The organism is Bradyrhizobium sp. 23AC (assembly GCF_054863025.1).
Genome location: NZ_JAVAYN010000001.1, coordinates 169,787 through 193,582, shown reverse-complemented (window position 1 = coordinate 193,582; position 23,796 = coordinate 169,787). Strand labels below are relative to the sequence as shown.

General features: G+C 64.6%; 23 protein-coding genes. 14 read left to right on the top strand and 9 right to left on the bottom strand.

Going from position 1 to position 23,796, the window contains the following annotated elements; genetic code table 11:
• Positions 1–150: 150 nt before the first annotated feature.
• From RAD10_RS00895 to RAD10_RS00860, 8 genes are all read left to right on the top strand, one after another.
• Positions 151–783 (top strand): DUF1326 domain-containing protein, encoded by a 633-nt coding sequence (locus RAD10_RS00895; RefSeq protein WP_461615952.1) that lies wholly within the window; start codon positions 151–153, stop codon positions 781–783.
• Positions 784–843: 60 nt separating this feature from the next.
• Positions 844–1,623: a DUF2182 domain-containing protein gene (locus tag RAD10_RS00890; protein WP_461615951.1), complete on the top strand. Its 780-nt coding sequence runs from the start codon at positions 844–846 to the stop codon at positions 1,621–1,623.
• Positions 1,624–1,979: 356 nt separating this feature from the next.
• Complete coding sequence (locus RAD10_RS00885; RefSeq protein ID WP_461615950.1) at positions 1,980–4,535, top strand: bifunctional diguanylate cyclase/phosphodiesterase; 2,556 nt, start codon at positions 1,980–1,982, stop codon at positions 4,533–4,535.
• A 265-nt stretch (positions 4,536–4,800) separates the two neighbouring features.
• Positions 4,801–5,049: a hypothetical protein gene (locus tag RAD10_RS00880; protein WP_028140731.1), complete on the top strand. Its 249-nt coding sequence runs from the start codon at positions 4,801–4,803 to the stop codon at positions 5,047–5,049.
• A gap of 237 nt (positions 5,050–5,286) precedes the next feature.
• Positions 5,287–5,466 (top strand): hypothetical protein, encoded by a 180-nt coding sequence (locus RAD10_RS00875; RefSeq protein ID WP_461615949.1) that lies wholly within the window; start codon positions 5,287–5,289, stop codon positions 5,464–5,466.
• Positions 5,467–5,639: 173 nt separating this feature from the next.
• Positions 5,640–6,332, top strand: a complete 693-nt coding sequence (locus tag RAD10_RS00870; protein ID WP_461615948.1) for an FABP family protein — start codon at positions 5,640–5,642, stop codon at positions 6,330–6,332.
• Between the two features lie 20 nt (positions 6,333–6,352).
• The gene (locus tag RAD10_RS00865; RefSeq protein WP_461615947.1) at positions 6,353–7,063 is read left to right on the top strand and encodes a dihydrofolate reductase family protein; all 711 of its coding nucleotides are present in this window, start codon (positions 6,353–6,355) and stop codon (positions 7,061–7,063) included.
• Between the two features lie 9 nt (positions 7,064–7,072).
• Positions 7,073–8,344 (top strand): flavin monoamine oxidase family protein, encoded by a 1,272-nt coding sequence (locus RAD10_RS00860; protein WP_461615946.1) that lies wholly within the window; start codon positions 7,073–7,075, stop codon positions 8,342–8,344.
• A gap of 30 nt (positions 8,345–8,374) precedes the next feature.
• Here the strand turns inward: RAD10_RS00860 and RAD10_RS00855 are convergent, their stop codons facing one another.
• From RAD10_RS00855 to RAD10_RS00845, 3 genes are all read right to left on the bottom strand, one after another.
• Positions 8,375–8,698 carry a hypothetical protein gene (locus RAD10_RS00855; RefSeq protein ID WP_461615945.1) on the bottom strand — a complete coding sequence of 108 codons (324 nt, stop codon included), beginning with the start codon at positions 8,696–8,698 and terminating at the stop codon, positions 8,375–8,377.
• A gap of 167 nt (positions 8,699–8,865) precedes the next feature.
• Complete coding sequence (locus RAD10_RS00850) at positions 8,866–9,435, bottom strand: cysteine hydrolase family protein (RefSeq protein WP_461615944.1); 570 nt, start codon at positions 9,433–9,435, stop codon at positions 8,866–8,868.
• A gap of 173 nt (positions 9,436–9,608) precedes the next feature.
• Entirely contained in the window at positions 9,609–9,956 is a 348-nt protein-coding gene (locus RAD10_RS00845) for a DUF3088 domain-containing protein (protein WP_461615943.1), read from the bottom strand.
• A gap of 108 nt (positions 9,957–10,064) precedes the next feature.
• On the opposite strand from RAD10_RS00845, the gene RAD10_RS00840 reads away from it, so the two are divergent.
• Complete coding sequence (locus tag RAD10_RS00840; protein ID WP_461615942.1) at positions 10,065–11,891, top strand: AMP-dependent synthetase/ligase; 1,827 nt, start codon at positions 10,065–10,067, stop codon at positions 11,889–11,891.
• Positions 11,892–11,942: 51 nt separating this feature from the next.
• Complete coding sequence (locus RAD10_RS00835; protein ID WP_461616560.1) at positions 11,943–13,544, top strand: oleate hydratase; 1,602 nt, start codon at positions 11,943–11,945, stop codon at positions 13,542–13,544.
• A gap of 35 nt (positions 13,545–13,579) precedes the next feature.
• Here the strand turns inward: RAD10_RS00835 and RAD10_RS00830 are convergent, their stop codons facing one another.
• The 5 genes from RAD10_RS00830 to RAD10_RS00810 all read right to left on the bottom strand — a co-directional run bounded on the left by RAD10_RS00830 (position 13,580) and on the right by RAD10_RS00810 (position 19,506).
• A complete protein-coding gene (locus RAD10_RS00830; protein ID WP_461615941.1) occupies positions 13,580–15,436 on the bottom strand; it encodes a sensor histidine kinase in 1,857 nt (618 codons plus the stop codon).
• Between the two features lie 142 nt (positions 15,437–15,578).
• The gene (locus RAD10_RS00825) at positions 15,579–16,157 is read right to left on the bottom strand and encodes a hypothetical protein (protein WP_461615940.1); all 579 of its coding nucleotides are present in this window, start codon (positions 16,155–16,157) and stop codon (positions 15,579–15,581) included.
• A gap of 271 nt (positions 16,158–16,428) precedes the next feature.
• Positions 16,429–17,742 carry a tetratricopeptide repeat protein gene (locus RAD10_RS00820; protein ID WP_461615939.1) on the bottom strand — a complete coding sequence of 438 codons (1,314 nt, stop codon included), beginning with the start codon at positions 17,740–17,742 and terminating at the stop codon, positions 16,429–16,431.
• 15 nt (positions 17,743–17,757) lie between these two features.
• Complete coding sequence (locus RAD10_RS00815; RefSeq protein ID WP_461615938.1) at positions 17,758–18,768, bottom strand: aldo/keto reductase; 1,011 nt, start codon at positions 18,766–18,768, stop codon at positions 17,758–17,760.
• Positions 18,769–19,080: 312 nt separating this feature from the next.
• Positions 19,081–19,506, bottom strand: coding sequence for a PaaI family thioesterase (locus RAD10_RS00810; RefSeq protein WP_201760233.1), 426 nt, complete (start codon positions 19,504–19,506; stop codon positions 19,081–19,083).
• A gap of 71 nt (positions 19,507–19,577) precedes the next feature.
• Between RAD10_RS00810 and RAD10_RS00805 the strand changes: the two genes are divergently transcribed.
• Positions 19,578–20,201: an NUDIX hydrolase gene (locus RAD10_RS00805; protein ID WP_461615937.1), complete on the top strand. Its 624-nt coding sequence runs from the start codon at positions 19,578–19,580 to the stop codon at positions 20,199–20,201.
• 56 nt (positions 20,202–20,257) lie between these two features.
• Positions 20,258–21,490 carry a hypothetical protein gene (locus tag RAD10_RS00800; RefSeq protein ID WP_461615936.1) on the top strand — a complete coding sequence of 411 codons (1,233 nt, stop codon included), beginning with the start codon at positions 20,258–20,260 and terminating at the stop codon, positions 21,488–21,490.
• A 165-nt stretch (positions 21,491–21,655) separates the two neighbouring features.
• Here the strand turns inward: RAD10_RS00800 and RAD10_RS00795 are convergent, their stop codons facing one another.
• Entirely contained in the window at positions 21,656–21,973 is a 318-nt protein-coding gene (locus RAD10_RS00795; RefSeq protein WP_461616559.1) for a hypothetical protein, read from the bottom strand.
• A gap of 195 nt (positions 21,974–22,168) precedes the next feature.
• Between RAD10_RS00795 and RAD10_RS00790 the strand changes: the two genes are divergently transcribed.
• Together RAD10_RS00790 and RAD10_RS00785 are read left to right on the top strand one after the other, a co-directional pair.
• Entirely contained in the window at positions 22,169–22,648 is a 480-nt protein-coding gene (locus RAD10_RS00790) for a hypothetical protein (protein ID WP_038948879.1), read from the top strand.
• 179 nt (positions 22,649–22,827) lie between these two features.
• Positions 22,828–23,775: a TAXI family TRAP transporter solute-binding subunit gene (locus tag RAD10_RS00785; RefSeq protein ID WP_104466073.1), complete on the top strand. Its 948-nt coding sequence runs from the start codon at positions 22,828–22,830 to the stop codon at positions 23,773–23,775.
• Positions 23,776–23,796 lie beyond the last annotated feature (21 nt).

The window sequence follows — 23,796 nt, the reverse complement described above, 5'->3', positions numbered from 1 at the left end:
GGTGAACGGCAGCTCGCCAGCCGACTTTTTGCGAGGCCGGCCTTCTGATCGGATTTCGATCCCGCTCGCGGCTCTACGTTTCGCTTCGACATAACGCTGAACAAATTCGTCTCCGGCTGCCGCGTCCCCGCTCACATTGGGAGATGTGCCATGGCTGCATCGGACTGGCGTCTCGAAGGCGAATGGATGAAGAACTGCACCTGCGCGTTTGGCTGCCCCTGCGATTTCAACGCACGGCCGACCCAAGGCTATTGCAAGGGATTGGTCGCCATGCGGGTCACCAAGGGACATTTCGAAGGGACCAGGCTCGATGGTCTCTGCTTTGCGATCACGGTCGATTTCCCTGGGCCGCTTCACGAGGGCAACGGGACGATCCAGCCCATCATCGACGAACGCGCCACGGCGGAGCAGCGTCAGGCGTTGTTCGATATCTTTTCCGGCAAGCATTCGGCCGAAGGCACGCTTTTTCAGATCGTCAGCATGATCGTGACCAAGATCCACGATCCGGTGTTTGCGCCGTTCGAGTTTTCCTTCGACAAAGAAGGACGCGTTGCAAAACTCGTCGCCAGGGGCGTGCTCGAGACCGATGTCGAGCCGATCAAGAATCCGGTGACCGGTGATCCGCACCGCATCCAGGTGGTCATGCCCGAGGGGTTCGAACATCGGGCGGCCGAGGTCGCATCCGCCAACATCCGCTCGACCGGCGCGATCTCGTTCGAGACCCAGGGTACGCATAGCTCGCTCGCCAATGTCGTGCAGACGCCCGAGGGGGTTGCGGCATGATGCGGCGCTGACACCGACACAAAACCTCGGTGTCAGCTCCTCATCGCTATGGACAAGTCGATGCAGGGGCGCTCAATACTGGAACACCTGCTCCACCGCGACCGGCTGATCGTCGCGATCGGGACTGCCGCAGTGGTGGCGCTCGCCTGGGCCTATCTCGCCGCGGGCGCCGGCATGGACACTGAGATGATGGCCGATATGCCGGACATGGCGCCGATGCCGTGGACGCCATTCTATGGCGTGCTGCTGTTCGTGATGTGGTGGGTGATGATGGTCGCGATGATGGCGCCGAGCGCGGTGCCCACCGTTCTCTTGTATGCGACCGTCAAGCGCAAGCAGGAGACTGCCTCCCGCGCCGCAATCGATACCTGGATCTTTCTCGCCGGCTATCTCGTGACGTGGGCGGGGTTCAGTCTCGCCGCGGTCCTGGTGCAAGGAGCGTTCGAACGCTTCGGATTGCTGTCGATGGCGATGGCAAGCACCAGCGCGATTCTGGGCGGCGGCGTTCTGATTGCAGCAGGGGTTTATCAGTTCACGACTCTCAAACAGGCGTGCCTGCGCTACTGCGAGAGCCCGCTGTTGTTTCTCAGCCGACATTGGCGGCCCGGCACCCGCGGCGCATTGCGAATGGGACTTCGCCACGGCAGCTACTGCGTCGGCTGCTGCTGGTTTCTGATGGTATTGCTGTTCGTCGGCGGCGTGATGAACCTGGCCTGGATCATCGGCATCGCGCTCTATGTCGCCGGCGAGAAGCTGCTGCCGTTCGGCCGAAGATTGAGCTATGCGGCAGGCGGGGTCCTCATCCTGTCCGGCACGATCGTTCTTGCGCGCGCAATCTGAAAAGCCGGTCCAAAGGCGGCCAAAAATGTGCGGCTTTCGACATGCCCATGTACCTGGTTGCTCAAGGCCAGCCGACCTCCGTGATGATACGGATGCCTTAAGCTGAAGAATTGAGCTTTGCCCAAACACAAACTTAAGGCTGTTTCAGCTACCTTTGCGCTATGAGCAGCACCCGCGCGCCGCTTTCGGCCGCGGGTGTCCCTGTGCAGTCGACGCGGAGACAAGGCGATGCCAATACTGCGGGCGAGCGCAGTTCTGCCCTGGCGGCCGAGGCGGGGGTGCGCGTCGTGATTCCCGCAGGGGCAGTCCGCAAAGCCGGAAGAACGATCCTGCGGAATGGTCCGCTGCAGATCGCATTGTTCTTTCTGCCCCTGGTCTGGATCGGCTATTTCGCAATCACCGCGTCGGAGCGGATGGATGCGGTCGAGCAGGCGCGGTCGCACGGCGACAGCGTCGCCGAACTGTTCGAGGAAAACACCGAACGCATCTTCGAGCGCGTCGATCAGTCATTGCTGGTGGTACGAGCGCTCTACGCCCAGGATCCGCTCACCTTCAGCTTGAAGTCATGGTCGGACAAGGCCCGCATTGCGACCGGCGACGTGGTTCAGCTCGCATTGATCGGATCGGGCGGATACATGATCGAGACGACCGCGGGCTATTCCGGCCCGCCGCTTTATCTTGGCGATCGCGAGCACTTCATCAATGTCATGGCGCAAACCGACGATCGCCTCTACGTCGCCAAGCCGGTGCTGGGACGGGCCTCGAACAAATGGACGATCCAGCTCGCAAGAAAGTTGTTCGACCTCGAGGGGAATCCGGCCGGGGTGATCGTCGGCTCGATCAGCGTCGACGTGGTCGGCAGGTTCTATGACACGGCAAAGCTCGGCGTCGGAGGAACGCTGGTGCTCAGAAATGCCAATTACGTCGTGCTCGTCGCCCGGGGCGTGGACCAGGGCTCCGTGCTGGGACAACGCACACCCAGCCGCGTCGAGGGCGAGCTCGGTGACGGCTTCTATGTGCAATATTGGAACGAGAACCGACCGAACCGCAGCGACCGGCTGATCACGGCGCGCAGGTCGCGCGCGTTTCCGCTCATCTTCACCGTCGGCATTTCGGAGCAGGAGATTTATTCCCGCTCCGCCGTCAGGCAGAAGGTCTATCTCGGCGGCGCGCTGCTGCTGACGTTCATTATCCTCGCCGCGACGACATTCCATTGGCGACGGCAGCAGGCGCTGGATCGCGCTCACCGCGAGCGGCGCGATTTTGCCAGCAAGTTCGAGGATGCGCTCAGGAACCTTCCCCAGGGCCTGAGCATGTTCGATGGCCGTGACCGTCTGATCGCATTCAACCGGCAATGGTTCGAACTCTATGGCCTCCTGCCGGAAGACATTCGGATCGGCATGCATTTCCGGGATATATTCGCAAAACAGACCGCCGTGCTCGACGTCGAGGCCTATCTCGTCGATTTGAAGAACCGGCTCGCCCGGTCGGAGCAGATCTCGAACACCGTGCAGTTTCCCGATGGACGGGTCGTCTACATCTCCTACGGCCGGCGCGAGGGTGGCGGCTGGGTCGCTACTCATGAGGACATCACCGAGCGCAAGGCGTCGGCGGACCGCATCGAGCGGCTGGCGCATTACGACAGCCTGACCGGCCTTGCCAACCGCAACCTGTTCAAGGAGCGCATCGACGAGGCGCTGGCCAGTTCGCGCCGGCTGGAGCCCGGGTTCGCCGTACTCCTGCTCGATCTCGACAAGTTCAAGTCCGTCAATGATGCGCTCGGCCATCAATGCGGCGACGCGTTGCTGAAGCAGGTCGCCGACCGGATCAAGGCGCAGATTCGTGATGCCGATACGGCGGCGCGAATTGGCGGCGACGAGTTTGCCGTGATCGTGGCCGCGATGCGCGACGGCGCTGCAAGCCTGGCCGAGCGGCTGGTCCAGGCCATTGCCGAGCCCTATCACATCGATGGCCATCCCGTCGTGATCGGCTGTAGCATTGGCCTTGCGCTCGTGCCCGAGCACGGCACGCGGGTCGATGAGATCCTTCGCAACGCCGATCTTGCGCTCTACAGGTCGAAGAATGCCGGCCGAAGCTGCTTCCACCTCTATTCAGCGGAGCTCAAGGCGGAAGCGGATCAGCGCAACGTGCTCGAGATCGAGCTGCGCGAAGCGATCTGGCGCGAGGAGCTGGAGGTATTTTATCAGCCCGTGATCGAGCTCGGCACCGGCCGGGTAAAATCGGTCGAAGCCCTGGCGCGCTGGCATCACGGCACCAGGGGCTACATTCCTCCGGCTGAGTTCATTGCGGTTGCGGAGGCGGGGGGCTTGATCGTCGAGCTCGGCAATCAGGTGCTCGCCCGGGCCTGTCGCGATGCGATGAGCATGCCGGCCGACGTCAAGGTCGCTGTCAACCTCTCTGCCCTGCAATTTGCCGGCACCAATCTCGTCGACACCGTGACGTTTGCGTTGGCGCAGAGCGGCCTTCCGCAAACCCGGCTCGAGCTCGAGATCACCGAGAGCGTATTTCTCGCCGACACCGAGGAGAACCTCAAGACGCTCCAGCGCCTCAAGGCGCTCGGCGTCTCCATTGCCCTCGACGATTTCGGTGTCGGATACTCGTCTTTGTCCTATTTGACGGCCTTTCCTTTCGACAAGGTCAAGATCGACAAATCGTTCATCGACAGGATCGATCGCTGCGAGACCGTCGCCGTGCTGAAGTCCATCGTGCAGCTCGCGAAGACGTTGAAGCTCTCGATCGTCGCCGAGGGGGTCGAGTCCTCCGAGCAGGTCAAACGGCTCCAGTCACTCGGCATCCCGCTCGGCCAGGGATTTCACTTCAGCAAGCCCGTGCCGGTCGCCGGCCTCTCGTGGCAAGGCCTCCCGGCGCGACGGAAACGGCGGGCGGCGTGAGCGAGTGCCTCCGGCGTTTGTCATCATCGCCCGCCGCCCAAGAGCAGGAAAGCTGAGCAGGTGAAGCCTCCCTATTAATAGCTTGGAAGGGAGGAAGACCTGGTGGTCCCCTGGCACGTTCAGCTTCCGCTGAGAGCCGAAGGACCGCACCGCGCGGAGCCAATTCCCGAGCCAAATCGCACCTGCCGATCCTGGCATTCTGCTTGCTCAGTCATGACCAAAGCCGGGCCTCGGCAGAGAGGCCCGTTTCAGGTTGAGGCATGCGATGCAAGAAATGTCCCGTTCTGGTACTGCCGGAGAACTCCGGCTCGATGCGTTGATCGCCGATTTGTGGTGGCGCGTTCGGCTGTTGAATACCGACATTCTCGAGGAGGAAGCCAAAGCCGGCGTGTTCGACGTGCTTCAGCCGACATATCCGCTGCTAGCCCTTAACCTTCGAGCGCGGCGCGACAATCTGGTCTCGACGATCGGCGTGCTCGAGGAGCGTGCGAAATCAGTGTCTGAGGCGGCTTGAGGGCGATCTCCGGTGACACCGGAAACGTCAGCGAGCGTCGCGAAAATCGTGTCGCGCGTCTGTCCTTCGCAGATGAGCTCGACGGACAAGCCGCCATGCGCTTCGTGCTGCGGATGACGCGTGATCGCCAACGTCCCGATCGTCGCCGCGTGATCGACGACACATATCATTCTCACAGGTCGACCTAGCTTGGCGTCAGGTGGTTCGCAGTGATCCACCAGACAAAGGACAAGACTTATGCGCAATACCATCCTTGTGGCTTTCGCGGCGATCACCTTGGCAAGCGCGGTGACGCCCGCGAGCGCGCGGACGATCGTCCGCGATCATCGCGACCCGCCGATCGTGCGCGACCATCGCAATCAGACCATCGTCAGGGACCACCGCACGCAGCCCGAGGTCCGCGATCATCGCCACTAAACGTCCCGGCGGCGGAGCCGAACCGAACTGGTTCGGCTTCGTCGTCTTGTCGAAAAGCCCGACAATCGTCCCGCGCACAACGCCGGTGTCCATTCGCGATTGTGAGGCCTGAGCACGCGCCAGGTTCCCGCTGCCGTGCTATGGCTGTCCCCGCAACTTGCCGCGAGGACACCATGCTTCCGATTCCCGCCGACATCTTCACCGAGCCCGAGGACGTCTCGCCCGACGGCCTTGCCAATCTCGGCCCGCTTCGCCGTCTCGCAGGGCATTGGCAGGCGGACAAGGGCATCGACATCAATCCGAAGGCGGAGGGGCCGGAGCGGCGGACCTTCATCGAGCGCATCCGCATGGACCCGATCGATCCGCAGGCCAACGGGCCGCAGCTGCTGTATGGGCTGCGCTATCACATCCACATCAACACGCCCGAGGAAGACATCACCTTCCACGACCAGGTCGGCTACTGGCTGTGGGAGCCCGCGACCGGGCTGATCATGCAGACGCTGGCGATTCCGCGCGGCCAGGTGTTGCTGGCCTCGGGCAAGGCCGGGCCCGATGACAAGACGATCTCCGTCACCGCAAAGCGCGGCGAGACCGCCTACGGGATCTGCTCGACCGACTTTCTGGAACAGGCGTTCCGCACCGACTCCTACCGCTGCGACATCACCTTCAACGACGACGGCAGCTGGACCTATCTGATCCAGACCGAGTTGTTCGTGCGCGGCGCGCCGTTCGACCATCGCGACACCAACACGCTGCAGCTCGTCGCGCCGCCGAAGCTCAATCCGCTTGCGGTGATCCTGAACGATCGCGCCGGGAGCGATGAGAAGGGCGATGAGAAGCGCGATGGGCCGGTGGCCTCGGCCTGAGCGATACTCGGAGACTTTGCATGAAGCCCTATGTCATCTGTCTGATGCACTCCAGCCTCGATGGCCGCACGCATCCCAGCCGCTGGCGCCCGAAGGGGGCGGGCACGGACTGGTTCGAGAAGATCCATGACGAGCTCGGCGGCGATGCCTGGGTGATCGGCCGCGTTACCGGGTCGGAGTTCGCCAAGGGCCAGCCCTATCCCGCGACGAATGACGCGAAACTGCCGCGTGAAAACTGGTTCGCGCGGCGGGACGCCAAGACCTATGGAACCGTGCTCGACGCGCAGGGCAAGATCGGCTGGGGGCGCTCGGACATCGGCGGCGATCCGATCGTCGTCGTGCTGACCGAGAGCGTGCCGGATTCGCATCTCGCGGGCCTGCGCGGCGAGGGCGTGTCCTACATCTTCGCCGGCAAGTCCGAGCTCGATCTGGCGCTGGCGCTGGACATTCTCAGCCGCGAGTTAGGGGTGAAGCGCCTGCTGGTGGAAGGCGGCGGCGTCGCCAATGGCGCGTTCCTGCGTGCCGGTCTGATCGACGAGTTCAATCTGATTCTCAGCCCCGCGATCGATGGCGCAGAGGGCGCGCCCTTCGTGTTCTCTTCAACGGAGGCGGACAGTGACAAGCGCGCGCCGATCACCGCGATGACGCTGGAGAGTACGCGCCAGCTCGGCGGCGGTGTCCTGTTGCTGCGCTATCTGATCAAGAACGATCCGCAAGCCGCGAGCCGGTAACGCGCGGCCATGCCCGAGACAACAGAACATATCGTCATCGTCGGCGCCGGCGCGGCGGGCCTGATGGCGGCGCGCGAGCTGGCGCGGACCGGCCGCAAGGTGACGGTGCTGGAGGCGCGCGAGCGCTGCGGCGGCCGTATCCTTCCGCTGCCGGTTGAGGGGTTCGGCTACCCCGCCGCGGGCGGCGCCGAATTCGTCCATGGCGAGGCGCCGGTCACGCGCGGGCTGCTGCGCGAGGCCGGGCTGTCCCTTCATGAGATCGAGGGCGAACAGTGGAGCTTTGACGGGATCAAGCTCACGCGCGAGGAGCGCGACGATCCGCACGAGGCGGAGCTTCAGGCCGTGCTGAGGGACTTGAAGGACGATCTCCCCGTCGCCGAATTCCTGCGCCGGCATTTCGCCGGGGATGACTATGCGCCGATGCGCCAATCGATCGAGCGGATGGTCGAGGGCTATGACGCGGCCGACCCCGAGCGCGCCTCGACACTGGCGCTGCGCGAGGAATGGATGGATGGCGGGCACGCTACGCAGGCGCGCATCGATGGCGGCTATGGCGCGCTGATCGACTATCTGGCGGCCGACTGCCGCCAGTGCGGCGTGACCATCCATCTCGGCTGCGTGGTGTCGGCGATCGGGGAGGACGGCGACACGGCGGCCGTTCGCTGCGGCGGGGGCGATGTCCACGCCTGCGATCGCGTCATCCTCACCGTGCCGCTGCCGCTGCTGCGCGAGATGGCCCTGCCGGCGAGCGCGCGCGCGAGGCTTGCTGCGGCGGGCGACATCGGCTTCGGCAACGTCATCAAGATCCTGCTACGCTTCGCGCGGCCGTGGTGGCGCGAGCGGCACCAGGATCTCGCAGCCATGACCTTCCTGTTGTCCGACCGGACCATCCCGGTGTGGTGGACGCAATATCCGAGCGGGCAGGCCGTGCTCACCGGCTGGTTCGGCGGCCCGCGCACGGCGGAGCTGGACAGCCTCGATCCACAAGGACTGATCGGCGCCGGGCTCGATTCGCTCGCTCACATCTTCAAGCTGCCGCGCGAGGACGTCGCGCGCGAGCTCGTGGCGGCCACGGCGACCAACTGGGCGCATGATCCCTTCGCCCGCGGCGCCTATTCCTGGGCGACGCCGCGGACGCGCGCGGCACAAGCGATCCTCGCGCGTGCCGATGGCCTGGTGCTGTTTTCCGGCGAAGCGCTTTATCGCGGCCGTGACATGGGCACGGTGGAAGCAGCGCTGGCGAGCGGCCTGGAGACGGCAGAGATGATTTTGCGGGGGTAAGAAAAAGGCCCGCATCGCGGGCCTTTCCTTTTACCAGCGGCTGCCGCCGAAGCCGAACGTCACGGAGGGACCGCCGCCGCCGTAATACCCGTACGGCCCGCCGCCGTAATAGCCGTGATGCCGCGGGTAGTAGCCGTAGTTCCTGTGGTGCGGACGATAGTAGCCGTGATGGTGGTGATGATGACGCCAGTGATGATGGTGGCGATGGCCGTGGTGCCGGTGCTGTGCGCTGATGTCGGTCGATTGGGCCGCCGGCGCGTTCTGCTTCGCGCCTGAATTATTGGCCGCGTTCGCCGCCGATCCGCCGGCAAGCGCCGCACTACCGACCGCCATCGCGACAATGAGATACTTCATGGTGCCATCACTCCAGTTGAATGTCGTGTGACAACAGATGGGCGCTCGCCGCGTTCCGGCCAGTGCGGGCGTCGAAACGACGCAGGATTGCGACGCCCGATTCGCTCGCATGAGTGTGCGTTGTGAGATTTATTGTCGCATCATCCGCATTGATCGCATTGCTGCCATCACTTGGCCGCGAACGCGGCGATCACGTCGTCGCGGGTGACGATGCGCGCGAACTCGCCATTGAGGTTCGACAGCGTCATCGCATGGATCTCCTCGGCGGAATGCCTGTCCCCGTCGGGCCCGCTGCGGTCGAACGTCCATGTCGCATCGCGCACGAGGTGCGTGTCGAAACCGAGATTGCCGGCCATCCGCGTCGTCGTCTCCACGCAATGATTGGTGGTGGCGCCGCAGATCACGAGCGTACCGATGCCGGCTGCGCGCAGGCGCTTTTCCAGGTCGGTGCCGATGAAGGCACTGTTGACGCGCTTGATGATGACCGTCTCGCCCGGCTGCTCGCGTGCCTCGTTCTTGACGGCGTAGCCGGAACGCGATGGCAGAAACGATGAATTCGGCTTCGTGCCTTCATGGCGGATATGAAAGATCGGCGCGCCGCGCGCTCTGAATGCCTGCAACAGACTGGCGATCCGCGCCACCGCATCCGGATTGTTGCGCCGCTGTCCCGCCGCCTCCCATTCGTCGAACGCGCGCTGGACGTCGACGACGATGAGAGCGGGGAGAGGGCTGGTCATGATCGGACCTTTCGGGCGGGTGTGGTGGCGAATATGCGAGGCGACAGGGACGGTGCGCAATGCCGATCTTCCCTCGTTTCGCGACGTTGCCTGTAGCCCGGATGAGCGCAGCGATATCCGGGTCCGCTGGTCCCGGATTGCGCTGCACTCCATCCGGGCTGCGGGACCCCTTTCTACGGATGCGGATCGGGAAAGCCGTGGCGTTCGGAGAGCGCGGCGAGGATCGCGTCCTTGTCGGCGATGAAGGCGCGGCCGTGATGACTGCCGGTCTGATGCGGCGAGGTCGCTCCGTCAGTCAGAACGAGCAGCGGCAGCGACTGGTTCTCTTCGCCGAGAAGTGCGATCACCGGCTGCCGCGGTCGCGGCCACGCGATGCGCTCGACATCCAGCTTTTCGGCGAGCTGCGGAAATGAAGCCAGCACGCCCTCGATCAGCGCGCAATGCCAGCAATAGAACAGGCGTCCCGGAAAGGCCGGATCCTCGAAACCGGGGCGCAGCAGAAACAGGCGGTCGCGCGTCATGGTCGCTCCTTGCATGGCCGCCTTGCTGAGGATCAAAGCGGCAAGGGCTGGCCGGCCTAGTGTCGAGGCACCAAATGGTTGGGAATCGATGAGATGCGAGAGGACGCCATGCCGGGGCCGACGAGTCAACCGGACGGACTTGCCGGGATCAGGACGCTGCCGCAACTGCTGCGCTGGCGCGTCGAGGCGACGCCGGCGGCGGAGGCCTATCGCCATTTCGATGCGACCGCGCAGCGCTGGGTCAGCCAGTCCTGGCACGAGATCGATGCGGGATTCGAGCTGTGGCGGCGCGCGCTCGCCGCGGAGGAGTTCGCGCCGGGTGAACGCGTCGCCATCCTGATGCCGAACGGCATTGCGCATATCGCCATGGACCAGGCGGCGCTGTCGCGCGGCCTCGTGCCGGTGCCGATGCATGCCGTCGACAACCCCGACAGCATCGCTTACGTCCTCGTCGATTCCGGCGCGCTGCTCTTGTTCGTCGATACGCTGGAGCGCTGGCAGGCGATCGTTGCGACCGGCCAGCCGCTCGACCATCTCAAGCGCGTCGTCTGCGCGGACGCAGGCGGACTCATCACGCCGGACGCGCGCATCGTCGGGCTCGACCACTGGCTCGCACAAGCACCCGGCGCGACCGCGCCGCTGCCCGATGTCGCGATCCAGCCGGACGATCTCGCCGCCATCGTCTACACCTCGGGCACGACCGGGCGGCCGAAGGGCGTGATGCTGTCGCACGGCAATGTCGTCGCCAATGTGAAGGCGATCGCGCGTCGCATCGCCGCCGAACCGCACGACGTCTTCCTGTCCTTCCTGCCGCTTTCGCACACCTTCGAGCGCACCGGCGGCTACTACTATCCGATCGCGGCCGGCGCCTGCGTCGCCTATGCCCGCTCGGTGCCGCAACTCTCGGAGGACCTGAAGCGTGTGCGGCCGACGGTGCTGGTCTCGGTGCCGCGGATCTACGAGCGCATCTACGCGCTGATCATGCAGCATCGCGCATCAGCAAGTTACATCGAGCGCTTGCTGCTCGATCTCACCATCGCCGTCGGCGGGCGGCGTTTCGATGCACGGCAGCGGCATGGCGTGCCGTCGCTGCTGGACCGGCTGGCCTGGCCGCTGCTCAAACGGCTCGTCGCCGACAAGGTGCTGGCGCGGCTCGGTGGCCGCCTGCGCGTCGCGATCTCCGGCGGCGCGCCGATCGCAGAGCCCGTCATTCGCCTGTTTCTCGCGCTCGGGCTCGACGTCCTCCAGGGCTACGGCATGACGGAGACCTCGCCGGTGGTCTCCGTCAACACCATCGAGGACAATGATCCGCACTCGGTCGGCCACGTCCTCGACGGCGTCGAGGTGAGGTTAGGCGAGAACGACGAATTGCTGGTGCGCGGCCCCAGCGTGATGCTCGGCTATTGGCACAAGCCGGAGGAGACACGCCGCGTCAAGGACGCCGACGGCTGGCTGCACACCGGCGATCAGGCCCGCATCGAGAACGGGCGCATCACCATCACCGGCCGCATCAAGGACATTCTGGTCACGTCCACCGGCGAGAAGATCGCGCCGGTCGATCTGGAGACCGCAATCCTCGCCGATCCCTTGTTCGAACAGGCGCTGGTGGTCGGCGAGCAGCGGCCGTTCCTCACCGCGCTGGTCGTGCTGAATGCAAAAGCCTGGGTGCAGGAGAAGGAAAGACTGGCGGCGAGCGGCAAGCAAGGCGGTGCGGCGGAACGGGCTGCGCTGCTGGCCAGGATCGCGGCGGCCGTGAAGGCCTATCCGTCCTACGCGACGCCGCGCGCGGTGTGGTGGACGCTGGATCCCTGGACCATCGCGAGCGGCCTGCTCACGCCGACGCTGAAGAACAAGCGGCCCGCGCTCGAACGCCGCTTCGCAGACGAGATCGAGCACGTCTATGCGAAGAAGCCCGCGGCGATAACGCCGACGTGATTTCGCCTCTCCCCGCGCTTGATCCAGCGCAACCTCGGCCGCTGCCTCGCGATGCAATGTCGCCGCGAATTCGAACGGCAATCGAGGCAAGTCATGAAGGCGTATTTCATCGGCGGCGGCATCGGATCGCTCGCGGGCGCGGCGTTCCTGATCCGCGATGCGCAGCAGGCCGGGCGCGACATCGTGATCTACGAGGCGCAGCCGCTGGTCGGCGGCAGCCTCGACGGCACGCTGCTCGCGAACGGCGCCTATTCACTGCGCGGCGGGCGAATGCTGACCACCGATCACTACGAATGCACCTGGGATCTGCTCTCCAGCATCCCTTCGCTCGAGCATCCCGGCCTGAGCGTGCGCGAGGAGACCATCGCATTCAACCTGGAGAACCCGGCGCACTCGAAGGCGCGGCTGGTCGATCGCAACCATTTCAAGGTCGACGTCTCGCATATGGGTTTCTCCGCGCGCGACCGGCTCGAGCTGCTGCGGCTCACCGAGGCCTCGGAGGGGACGCTCGGCAACAGCCGCATCACCGACTGGCTCTCGCCGAAATTCTTCGAGTCCAATTTCTGGTACATGTGGCAGACCACCTTCGCGTTCCAGCCCTGGCACAGCGCGGTCGAGCTGAAGCGCTATCTGCACCGCTTCATGAACGAGTTTCCGCGCATCGAGACGCTCGCCGGCGTCAAGCGCACCGTCTACAATCAGTATGACGCGATCGTGCGGCCGCTTGCGGACTGGCTGAAGCGGCAGGGCGTGCAATTCGTGCGCGGCACGCGCGTCACGGACATGGCGATCGAGCGCGAGGACGGACGCTTGCGGGTGCGCCAGCTCGTGCTCGACCGCGACGGCCGCATCGCCAACGTCCGGCTCGAGGACGGCGATCTCGTATTCTTCCAGAACGGCTCGATGACGGACGCCTCGAGCCTCGGCACCATGACCGAGCCGCCGCCGCATCTGACCAAGAAAGACAGCCAGGGCTGGGCGCTGTGGGAGACGATCGCGAAGGAGCGTCCCGAATTCGGCAATCCCGCCGCGTTCAACAGCTCGATCCCCGAATCCTATTGGCTGTCCTTCACCGTCACCTGCCGCGATCCACACTTCTTCGACCGGATGGAGGCGTTCTCCGGCAACAGGGCCGGCACGGGTGGCTTGGTGACGTTCAAGGATTCCAACTGGCTGATGTCGGTCGTGCTCTATCACCAGCCGCATTTCGCCGGACAGCCGAAGAATGTGCAGGTGTTCTGGGGCTATGCGCTGCATCCCGACCGCGTCGGCAATTTCGTCGCCAAGCCGATGTCCGATTGCGGCGGCGCGGAGATCCTGAAGGAGCTGTGTGGCCATTTGAATTTCGATGTGGGCGTGTTCGAGGACGCAATCTGCGTGCCCTGCCGCATGCCCTACATCACCAGCATGTTCATGCCGCGCAACCTGACGGATCGGCCGCTGCCGGTGCCGAGCAATTCGGTCAACCTCGCTTTCGTCAGCCAGTTCGTCGAAATCCCCGACGATGTCGTGTTCACCGTGGAATATTCGGTGCGGGCGGCGCAGATGGCGGTCTATCAACTGATGAAGATCGATCGCCCGGTGCCGCCGGTGACGCGTCACGACAAGTCGCTCGCGGTGATCTTCGCGACGCTGGAAAAGGCGTTCGCGTGACCGCTGGCCAGCATCGCTGGCGCCTGCGATAGGAGCTATCGCAACGCTGCCAGCGGCAGGCTGACGTGAAAGACGGCGCCCCCTGACGGTACGTTCTCTGCCCAGATGCGCCCCCCATGCGCCTCGACGATAGTATGGGCGATCGAGAGGCCGATGCCCATGCCTTGCGTCTTGGTCGTGAAGAACGGCTCGAAGATCTCCGTCATCTTCTCCGCCAGGATCCCGTCGCCGGCATCGGCGACCGAGACGAGGGCCACATTACCGTCGGCAAGACTGGTTCGGCCGATGACGCGGCGCCGCTTGTCCGGGAGATGCGCCACGGCATCGATGCCGTTCACGACGAGATTCAGGATGGCCTGCTGGAGCTGAACTTTATCGCCCCTGACGCAGATATCCGCGGATGAGGGTTCGGTCATGAGTTCGACGTCGTGGGTCAGGGCCTGCACGGAGAGGAATCGAAACACCTCGCCAACCATCGCATTGAGATCGAGCTCGCGCCGTTCGGTCGGGTCTCGCTTCAGAAACGAGCGCAGCCGGCTGATGACGTCGGCGGCCCGCTGATCGTCCCGGCGAATGTGGTCCAATATGTCCCCGATCTCGCCGAGGTCGGGCGCCGGATTCCGCAAGATCTGCTGGGCCGTCTCGGCATTGATCAGGATGGCGGCGAGCGGCTGGTTCAGCTCGTGGGCGAGCGAGGCGGACATCTCACCCGCGGTGGCGCGGCGATTCATGTGGGCGAGCTCCGACATGCGTTGCCGCGCCTCGACCTCGGCCACGAAGCGCAAGCGGCGCTCGCGCAGCAGAATGGCGATCATCACCGCCTGCACCAGAACGACACTGGCGACGATGGTGGCGTGCCAGTGATACTTCTCCCAGAAGGTTGGTTCACGGAAACGCACCTCGCTGCCGGGAGGCAGATGGGCCTCGTCCACGTTCCAGCGTTTCAGCTCCCGCCAGTCGAAGATCGGCCTCACGTTATTCCCGCCGAAGGGGACGATGCTCGACGGGGCCTCGCCGCCGAGAATCCGCATGGCGACCTCGCCGGCTTCCCGTCCGATCATTTCGGGCAGCAGCAGGAAGCCGCCCACGCCCGAGCGCCCGAGGAACGTATCGGACGTGATGATGATCGGGCGGTTGGCGCTCTCGGCGATGCGTGCGAGCGCGGCGGCCGGGGAATAATAGGTGCCTTCGCCGTCGGAATACATCGCCGAGGTCAAGATCGCGGAGCGGGCGGGCAGGGACGCGACGTGAGCGCGGACCTCGCGCAGCGCCGCGCCCGACAGATCGGTGACTTCGAGGTCGGGCATTGCCGCCGCGAAGTCCTGCTTCCAGTGTCCGTATGTCAGCGGATTCTTCCAGGCCTCGCCGACGAGAACGACCCGGTTGAGGTCGGGAACGACAGCGCGGGCTGCGGTCAGCAGCTGCGCCGGTCTCACCCGTGCGAAGACGGTCGTCGTGTTGGGCAGGAACAGCGCGCGCGTCTCGGGCAGATCGGGCACGAAGCCGTAGACGACCGGCGCATCTGGCCAGATCTCCTGCTTGCGCTTCCGAAGGAATTTCGCCGATGAAACTCCGATCGAAACGATGACGTCGATCGGCTGCTGCGCATATTTGGTCTTGAAGTGACCGACCAGGCTCTCTTCGTAGTCCGGTCCCGGGAAGCGGGCGAGATCGAGGCTCTCGCCGTAGGTCACCGTGTGACTCGTCCCGTTCGGCTTCGCGACGGCGCGGATGCCGGCAAATATCTCGGAATAGAAGGGCGAGCGAAAATCAGCCTCTTCCAGAACCAGGATCGAACGCTGCCGCTTGCCGTCGGCCGCGATGCTTTCACGCGACAGGCTTGCGAGCAGGCAGATGATCAGGATGCGCATGAGCCCGGTGATCATACGCATTGCCGGGCTCTCGGCCCCGCCTCCAGTTGCAATCGGGCTTCCTCGATGAGGACGCGCGCGAGAGCATACAAGCCGGACCTGGAGTTTCAAACGGAAGGATGCGCTTTCACTTCGCTGACACGGCAGGCGAGACGAAGTGCCGCTACTTGAACGGGTCCTGGATCGAGGGCAGCGATTGCCGGATGCGGCGCACGCTCACCGGCGTACCGTCGGAGACGAACAGCAGTTCATATCGCCGGCCCTCACTGTCGGTGGCGGAGCAAGTGACGTCGGTCACCTTCCTGGCGGCGAAATTGCCGGTCTGGCGGCAGAGGCCGGTGGAGGTCTGCTCGGCCGGCACCGGCAGGCCGTCGACCCTGGGCCGGTCCTTGGAGTTGAGCAGCATGCGGTCGATCGGCAGCTCGTAGGAATTGTCGTCGGCGCGTTTGCCGTTCTCGCCGGAGAACGACACGACGTGGCTGTCGTCGGAGGGATCGTCGACCGCGACCGCGAAATTGACCCGGCCCTTGTCGCCATGGGCGTAGGCCACCGTCTTGCAGGCGAAGGTGCGCCCGGCGACCTTGAAGGTCTTGCAGTGGCCGGACATCAGCGCGAGCAGGTCGATGAAGGCATTCTGGGGCGCCGGCGGATTGTTGACCGGAATTGGTTTGGAAGTCTCGGCAAAACAAGGACTTGCCAAAGCGGCAAGGATAGCGGCCAGCAGCGGTCGGCAGAGGCGCATTGGAAGGCTCACGTGCCAGGGAACCACGGTTAGGTTCCGCACCATAACCATCGAACCGCAAATTGGTTGCGATCCCGTTTGTCCTGCAAGTCCCGCCTGGAATACCACCGCGCCACCCCGACGGCGATTCATCCTAATCGCCCAAACCGTCCCGCAGGCACTTGCCGTCAGGCCGGTGTTTTTTTCGTGGCGGAGGCGAAGCATGATCCGGAAAAGTGGGCAGCGGTTTTCCGAAAAGATCATGCGCAAACAACAAGCTAAAGCGCGCGCTTTAGCCCAGCGCCGCCTGCCAGCGCGCATCGCGAAGTGAGGGCCGGCGGTGCAGGCGGGCGTCCAGCACGGCGCGGGCGCGGGGCAACTCGCCGCCGCGCATGAGGGCGACGATATAGGTGTCCTCGACCAGTTCGCGCTGGGCGTGGCTGCCGCCGATCCGCACGACCTCGGTGAGAACCGGCGCGAGCGCTTGTGCGCAAGTCCCGTAATCCTCATCGGCAAAGGCCGCCAGCGCGCGGAAGATCGCCGGCACCACGGGGCCGGCCGGCAGCTTGCCCTCGGCGAGGCGCTGCTCGATGGTCATAAGGCGCGTGGTGAGCGCCGCGTGGTTTTGCGTCGCCGCCGCGAACAGCGCCATGTGGATGTCGGCGAAGGACAGGCTCGACTTCGGAAACAGTTTTTGCGCGCTGGCGTCGGCTTCCAGCCACAGCGTCCTCGGCACGGAATGGCCGTAAGCCGACACGCGCCAGAGCAGCGAGGCGGCGTCGGTGATGACGTTGAGCGGCGGCGCTTGCGTGACTGACGGCTGGAGCACGTCGGCATAGATCGACAGTGCGCGTGCCGCATCGCCATGCTCGAGCGCGCCGAGCGCCTGGTGCCAGCTTATATGGCCGTGCAGGATTCCGGCGCGGTCGTAAGTCGGAATCCAGTCGTCGACGAGGCGGTCGGCCGCCTCGATCGAGCCGTCCTCGAACATCGCATGCAGCACCGCGTGTGCGGCGTGGGCATTCTCACGGCGCAAATTGAAGCCGCGCTCGGTCATGGCGCGACCGCGCGCGACGTCGCCATTCTCGGTCATCGCCCAGCCGGCCATGGTGAGGAACCACCAGTCCTCGCCATAGTGCTGCGCGAGCCGCTCGCACAGCTCATGCCGCGCGCGGTCGTGGTCGGCCATGCCGGAGAAGGCGAACAGGCCGAACGCACCGAGCGGCAGCGACAGCACCAATGCATCGCGCGGCCAGCTCTCGATATGCTTCAGCGTCGCTGCGATCGCCTCCGGCAGCCGACCCTCGATCGCCAGCGCCAGCGTCTCGACATGCGAGCGCTCGCGCTCGGTGCCGCGCTTGGCGACCAGCTCGCGCGCGAGCGCCGCCTTGCTTCGGGCGAGGTCGCCCTGCTGGTAGAAGGCGTGCACGCGCGCGCGGGCGATATAGGGAAGCGCAAAGTCCGGGTCGGCCGCGATCGCGCGCTCCAGCATCTCCGCCATGCCGGTCCAGCCCGCAAGCATGAGGTCGACGCCTTCGCGATAAGCGTCAGCGGCCGCATCGGATGTGGTGGAGAGCGGCAGGCCGTAGCGGTCTTGATGCGCCATCGTCGTCTCCCGGTTTCACGCCGTCCGCGCGCGGCGGCCTTCGATCGGGTAGGCGGGATCGTTGTAGCCCGGCGTCGAGGGATGGCCCGGCACGACCAGCCGGTCGATCAATGCCTCGTCATCCCCAGTGAAGCGATAGTCGAGCGCGCTGATGTAGCCGTCCCATTGCTCCTCGGTGCGGGGCCCTGCGACGATCGAGGAGACGAAGGCGGAGTTGAGCACCCAGGCGACCGCGAACTTGCCGGCGGTGATGCCCTTTTTCTCGGCGTGAGTCTTGATCTCCTGCGCGAGCTGAAGCGATTCCGGCCGCCATTCGGTCTGCATCATGCGGGTGTCGTTGCGGCCGGCGCGCGTCTCCTTGTCGGGGGCTGCATCGGGCTTGTACTTGCCGGTGAGAACGCCGCGCGCCAGCGGGCTGTAGGGTACGATGCCGAGGCCGTAATAGGAGCAGGCCGGAAAATGCTCGACTTCGGGCATGCGGTTCATGGCGTTATAATAGGGCTGGCTCACCGCGGGCCGGTCGATGCCGAGGCGGTCGCAGATGTTGCAGATTTCGGCGACGCGCCAGGCGCGATAGTTCGAGACCCCGAAATAGCGTACCTTGCCGGCGCGGATCAAATCGCCCATCGCGCGCACCGTCTCCTCCAGCGGCGTCGAATGGTCTTCCTTGTGCAGATAGTAGATGTCGATGTGGTCGGTGCCGAGCCGCGTCAGGCTTTCGTCGGCGGCCTGCAGCACCCAGCGCCGTGACAGCCCGCCGCGATTGGGATCGTCGCCCATTGGATTGGCGAGTTTCGTGGCGAGCACCCAGGCGTTACGGTTGCTGGCAATGGCGCGGCCGACCACCTCTTCCGAGGCGCCCTTCGAATAGGCGTCCGCGGTGTCGATGAAGTTGATGCCGGCATCGCGCGCCTTGTTGATGATCCGCTTTGACGTGGCTTCATCGGTCGGCCCGCCGAACATCATGGTGCCCAGACAAATCGGCGACACTTTCAGGCCGCTGCGGCCGAGCTGACGGTATTGCATGGGCGGGTCCTCGATATCTTTATGGAGCGCAGCATAGCCAGCTCCCGCCGTCATTGCGAGCGCAGCGAAGCAATCCAGAACTGCATCCGCGGAAGGATTCTGGATTGCTTCGTCGCAAGAGCTCCTCGCAATGACGCGTGACGGAAACTGCCCGCCATACTCACAACTGTCATCGCCGACTTGATCGCGCGATCCAGTATTCCAGAGACGGCTATGGTTGACCCGAGAGGCTGCGGCGTACTGGGTCGCCCGGTCAAGCCGGGCGACGACGGCGGAGTGTGTGGTGGGCTGCGGGGGCAGCCCGACGGCGCGCTACCCCGGCCCCTTCAGAATCTTGAATACGCCGTTGGCCATCACGATGCAGCGACCATCCACGGTCACCTCCGTGCTCATGAAGATCAGGCTGCGGGTCGAGCGCACCACGCGCGGACGGGAGATCAGGATGTCGCCGATCTGGCCGGCCTCGACGAAATGGGTGTCGAGCTGCACCGTCGCCATGAACTCCTTGCCGGAGACGTAGCGGGCGGTCATGCCGCAGGTGCGGTCGGCAAAGGTCATCATCACGCCGCCCTGGACCATGCCGCGACGATTGTGGTGCTTGTCCTCGGTCGCGAGCGCGAATTCGTAATGACCGTCGACCTTGCGCTCCCACAGGGGGCCGATCAGGTGCATGAAGCCCGTGGTCTCCAGGATGGTCCAGCCGTCTGATTTCAGCCTTGCGGCGGCCTTGTTGGTCATCTCGTTGTCCATTCCGGTGCGGGCCTTGCGATCCCGTTTCATCGAGGCCGGACGTGGTGTAGTCAAGCATCATGAGACCGTTCGACGATGCCACGCGGCGGAATATCGCGAATGCCTGCGCGGCCTTCATGCGGCTGCCGGCGGGTGAAGCACCGACGACGCTGAAGCGTGCCGCGGTGGCGGTTGCGCTGACCGCGAGCGAGGACGATGACACCGCATTCCTGCTCACGCTGCGCGCATCACATCTGCGCGCCCATCGCGGCCAATGGGCGCTGCCGGGCGGCCGCTGCGATGCCGGCGAGACGCCGGTCGAGGCGGCGCTACGCGAGCTCGACGAGGAGCTTGGCCTTCGCCTCACCGGCGCGGAAGTGCTCGGTACGCTCGACGATTATCCGACCCGGTCCGGCTATCTGATCACGCCCGTCGTGGTCTGGTCCGCCGACAGTGCCGCGATCAGACCGAACCCGGACGAGGTGGCTTCGGTCCATCGCATTGCGCTCGACACCATCGAGCGCGATGACGCCTTCGATTTCGTCGCGATCCCCGAGAGCGCGCGCCGCGTCATCCGTTTTCATCACCAGGAAAGCCTGATCCACGCGCCGACGGCGGCGCTGATCTACCAGTTCCGCGAGGTGCTGGCGGGCCGGCACACCCGCGTCACCGAGCTGGAACAGCCGGTGTTCGCCTGGAAGTGACGATGGTAAACGGTGCGTTAACGTGACGGTTACCGGATGCCTGCTAAGAGGGCAGCATGCATCATTCGATTCGAAACAGCCTCTCTCGAAAAAGCCTTGCGCTGGTTCAGCTTGCGCTCGTCCTGCTCGCGCCCGCCGCGCGTGGCGGCGAGATCGACGCGCTGCCGCCCGCCGTTCGCGATGCCAACGCCCAGCTGCTGTCGCAGTTTTTTGCGCAAGGCGGGGGAGCCTCGCCGGCCGTGCTCGAATATCGCCGCAAGCTCGCAGAGTATCAGGCGGCGCGCGCGGCCTTCGACGCCGAGGCCGGCGCCTATTGGAGCCAGATCTCCGAGAAGCGGAAAGGCCGCAACGCCAAGCGGCGCAGCGGGCAGCAGGTGACGCTCGACGACTACGTGCTGGAACATCCGCCGCTCTATAGCGGGCCGAAGAAGCCGGTGAATCCCGACCCGGAGGAAACGCCGGACCGTCCTCCCAAAAAGCCGATTCCCGTGGTTGCCGATTTCCTGCGCGCGGCGCAGGAGCTCTATCAATTCACGCCGCAGCGCCCGGCGAGCGAGATCGAGTTCAAGCGCGCTTATGCGCGCTACGCGCTGGCCTCCGGGCTGACGCGCGAGCAGGCCGTGCGGGTCTATTCGTTCGAGACCGGCGGCACCGGCAGTCACGACGTGCAGGCGGGAATCGAGCATGGCGGCAAGCGCGCGATCTCGACCGCGATGGGCTACAACCAGCTCCTGACCACCAACAGCGTCGAGCTACTGGCTGAGCAGGGCCACGAACTCATTCGCGCGCTTTCCGAGAAGGTGGCGCGGACATCAGGACCGGCGCGTCAGTCGCTCGAGCACAAGCTCGTCGTGCTGAAGAAAATGGTGGCGCATGCGAAATCGGTGCCCGACACATGGTCGGAGCACGAGAAGATCGGCAACACCGCGCAGGGCTGGGCCATGCATGCGATGGTGCTCGACATCGATGTCGGTCCGATGCTGCAGACCCACAAGCTCCTGACCTCGGTGCTGTTCGCCCGCGCCAAGGGCTACAGCCGTCCGCTGACGGCGGCCGAGCTCGAGATGATGAACCTCACTGGCGACGGCACCGGGCTCGACATGGTGACGATGCCGCAGGCAATGCGCGAGCAGGTGCCGACCTCGAATTTCTTCCAGCGCGGCGGCTACGAGCGCAACCCGGTCGCGATTCGCCACAACACGGTGGCCAAGCTGCTGGCGGTGACGGACGACCGGATGGATTCGAACAGCAGCAAACCCGGTGCAAGGGAATTGGCGGGCGCGTTTTAGCTCTTAGCCCTGCTACATCCTCCGCTGTCATGCCCCGGCTTGACCGGGGCATCCAGTACGCTGCGGCCTCTCGATTCAATCATAACGGCCTCTGGAATACTGGATCACCCGCTTTCGCGGGTGATGACACCGAGTGTGTGGCGGCTCTGTCGCCCGTCGCCGCACCTATTGATCCGGCCCGAACTTGAACTTGCCGTCGCCTTCGAGGTACGGGCCGCTGCGCATGTAGAGCTGGCCGTTGTGGCCGATGAAGAACAGCGTGCCCTTCGGGACCTTCTTGGCGCCCTTCAGGAGCTCGCCAGCGTTGCTGGTGCCCATCTTGTAGGAAAAGGTCTTGCCCTCCCTGTCATAGGCGTAGCCGGTGTCGGGCTTGAGCTCCCACGGCGTTGCCGGGGCTTGCGCGACAGCGGGCGCGGCGAACGCGCCGAGCACCGTTACGAGTGCAGCCGATACAAGTGCAAATGTCTTGGTTGAAAATGCCATCATCCATCCTCCCCCGTCGCTGGGGTACCCGACTTGAACAAATCACGAACGGTGCATCCGGGTCAATTTGCGAAAGCGCCGCAGCGCATCACGTCTTGCCCAGCAGTTTGTGATTTTCCCTTCGTCCCCTCGCGACTATGTTCCGCTTTCCGTCTAGAACGCAACTCGACAAAATTATGGGTGGGGATGATTCGGATGCGCCATGTGATTAAACTTTGCTGGGCTGCTGCATTGTCGTTGACGGCGCTGGCGCCGGCCGCTCGGGCCGATGATTACCAGCTCAGCCACAACCAGCGGATTTCGTGCAGTCGCGGCCTTGCCCCGGGCAAGCTGAACACGGCGACCTGCAAGTCCTACACCTACCTCTTCAACACCAAGACCTCGGAATATTTCCGCTGCCAGGTCTCGCTGGCGCTGACCCGCGACAACAAGGAAGTCATCAACGTCCAGACCGACGGTGGCTGCACCAAGAAGCCGCGCATCTTCGAGACCGACGGCAAGTATGATTTCGACGCGACCGAGACCGAGCCGCCGAACACCAATTCGTTCTTCGGCCCCGGCGGTTATTCGGTGTGGGCCGCCGACGTCGGCGCGCAGAAGGTGCGCGGCTGCATCATCATCTCCTCCGGCCTCGGTTCCGACATCTCCAAGTGCCTGGACATGACGTTCCAGTGAAACGTCGATGGCGATGGCGCCGCTCCGGACTACGGCTGCGCCACCTCGCCGCACCCACAGGTTCCCAAAAATCCCAGCCGGATCGGCCGTTTACCGCAGTCCTGTTTTGTCTTTTGGATGGGTTGACCCGCATCCCTCATCCGGCCAATTTCGCCGCCGGTTTGGGGAGAACAACAACCATGAAACGGACCATTTTCGGCGCGGCCGCGGCTCTTGCTCTGGCGGCGTCGGCACCTTGCGCGCAGGCGCAATCCTTCATCAACGTGCTGACCGGCGGCACCTCCGGCGTCTATTATCCGCTCGGGGTCGCGATCGGGAAAATCTACGGCGACAAGATTCCCAACGTGAAGACGCAGGTGCAGGCCACCAAGGCGTCGGTCGAGAATTTGATCCTGCTGCAGCAGGGCCGCGGCGAGCTGGCGTTCACGCTGGGCGATTCGCTCAAGGCCGCCTGGGACGGCGAGGAGGAGGCGGGCTTCAAGACCAAGCTCGACAAGCTCAGGACCATCGGCGCGATCTATCCGAACTACATCCAGATCGTCGCGACCACTGAATCCGGCATCAAGACGCTGGCCGACCTCAAGGGCAAGAGCCTCTCTGTCGGTGCGCCGAAGTCGGGCACCGAGCTGAATTCGCGTGCGATCCTGGCCGCCGCCGGCATGAGCTACAAGGATCTCGGCAAGGTCGAATATCTGCCGTTCGCCGAATCCGTCGACCTCATGAAGAACCGCCAGCTTGCAGCGACGCTGCAATCGGCCGGCCTCGGCGTCGCCTCGCTGAAGGATCTGTCGACCTCGAGCCCGATCACGGTGGTGTCGGTGCCGAAGGAAACCGTCGACAAGATCGGCCCGCCCTTCGTCTCCGCAATCATTCCGGCCAACACCTATACCGGCCAGGACAAGGACGTGCCGACGGCGGCCGTGATCAATTATCTCGTCACGAGCTCCGCCGTGTCCGACGATCTCGCCTATCAGATGACCAAGCTGATCTACGAATCGCTGCCCGAATTGCAGAACGCGCACGCGGCCGGCAAGGAGATCAAGCTCGAGACCGCCGCGACGGGCAGCCCGGTTCCGCTGCACCCCGGCGCGATCCGCTATTACAAGGAAAAAGGGCTGATCAAGTAACTTCCTCCGTCGTCATTCCGG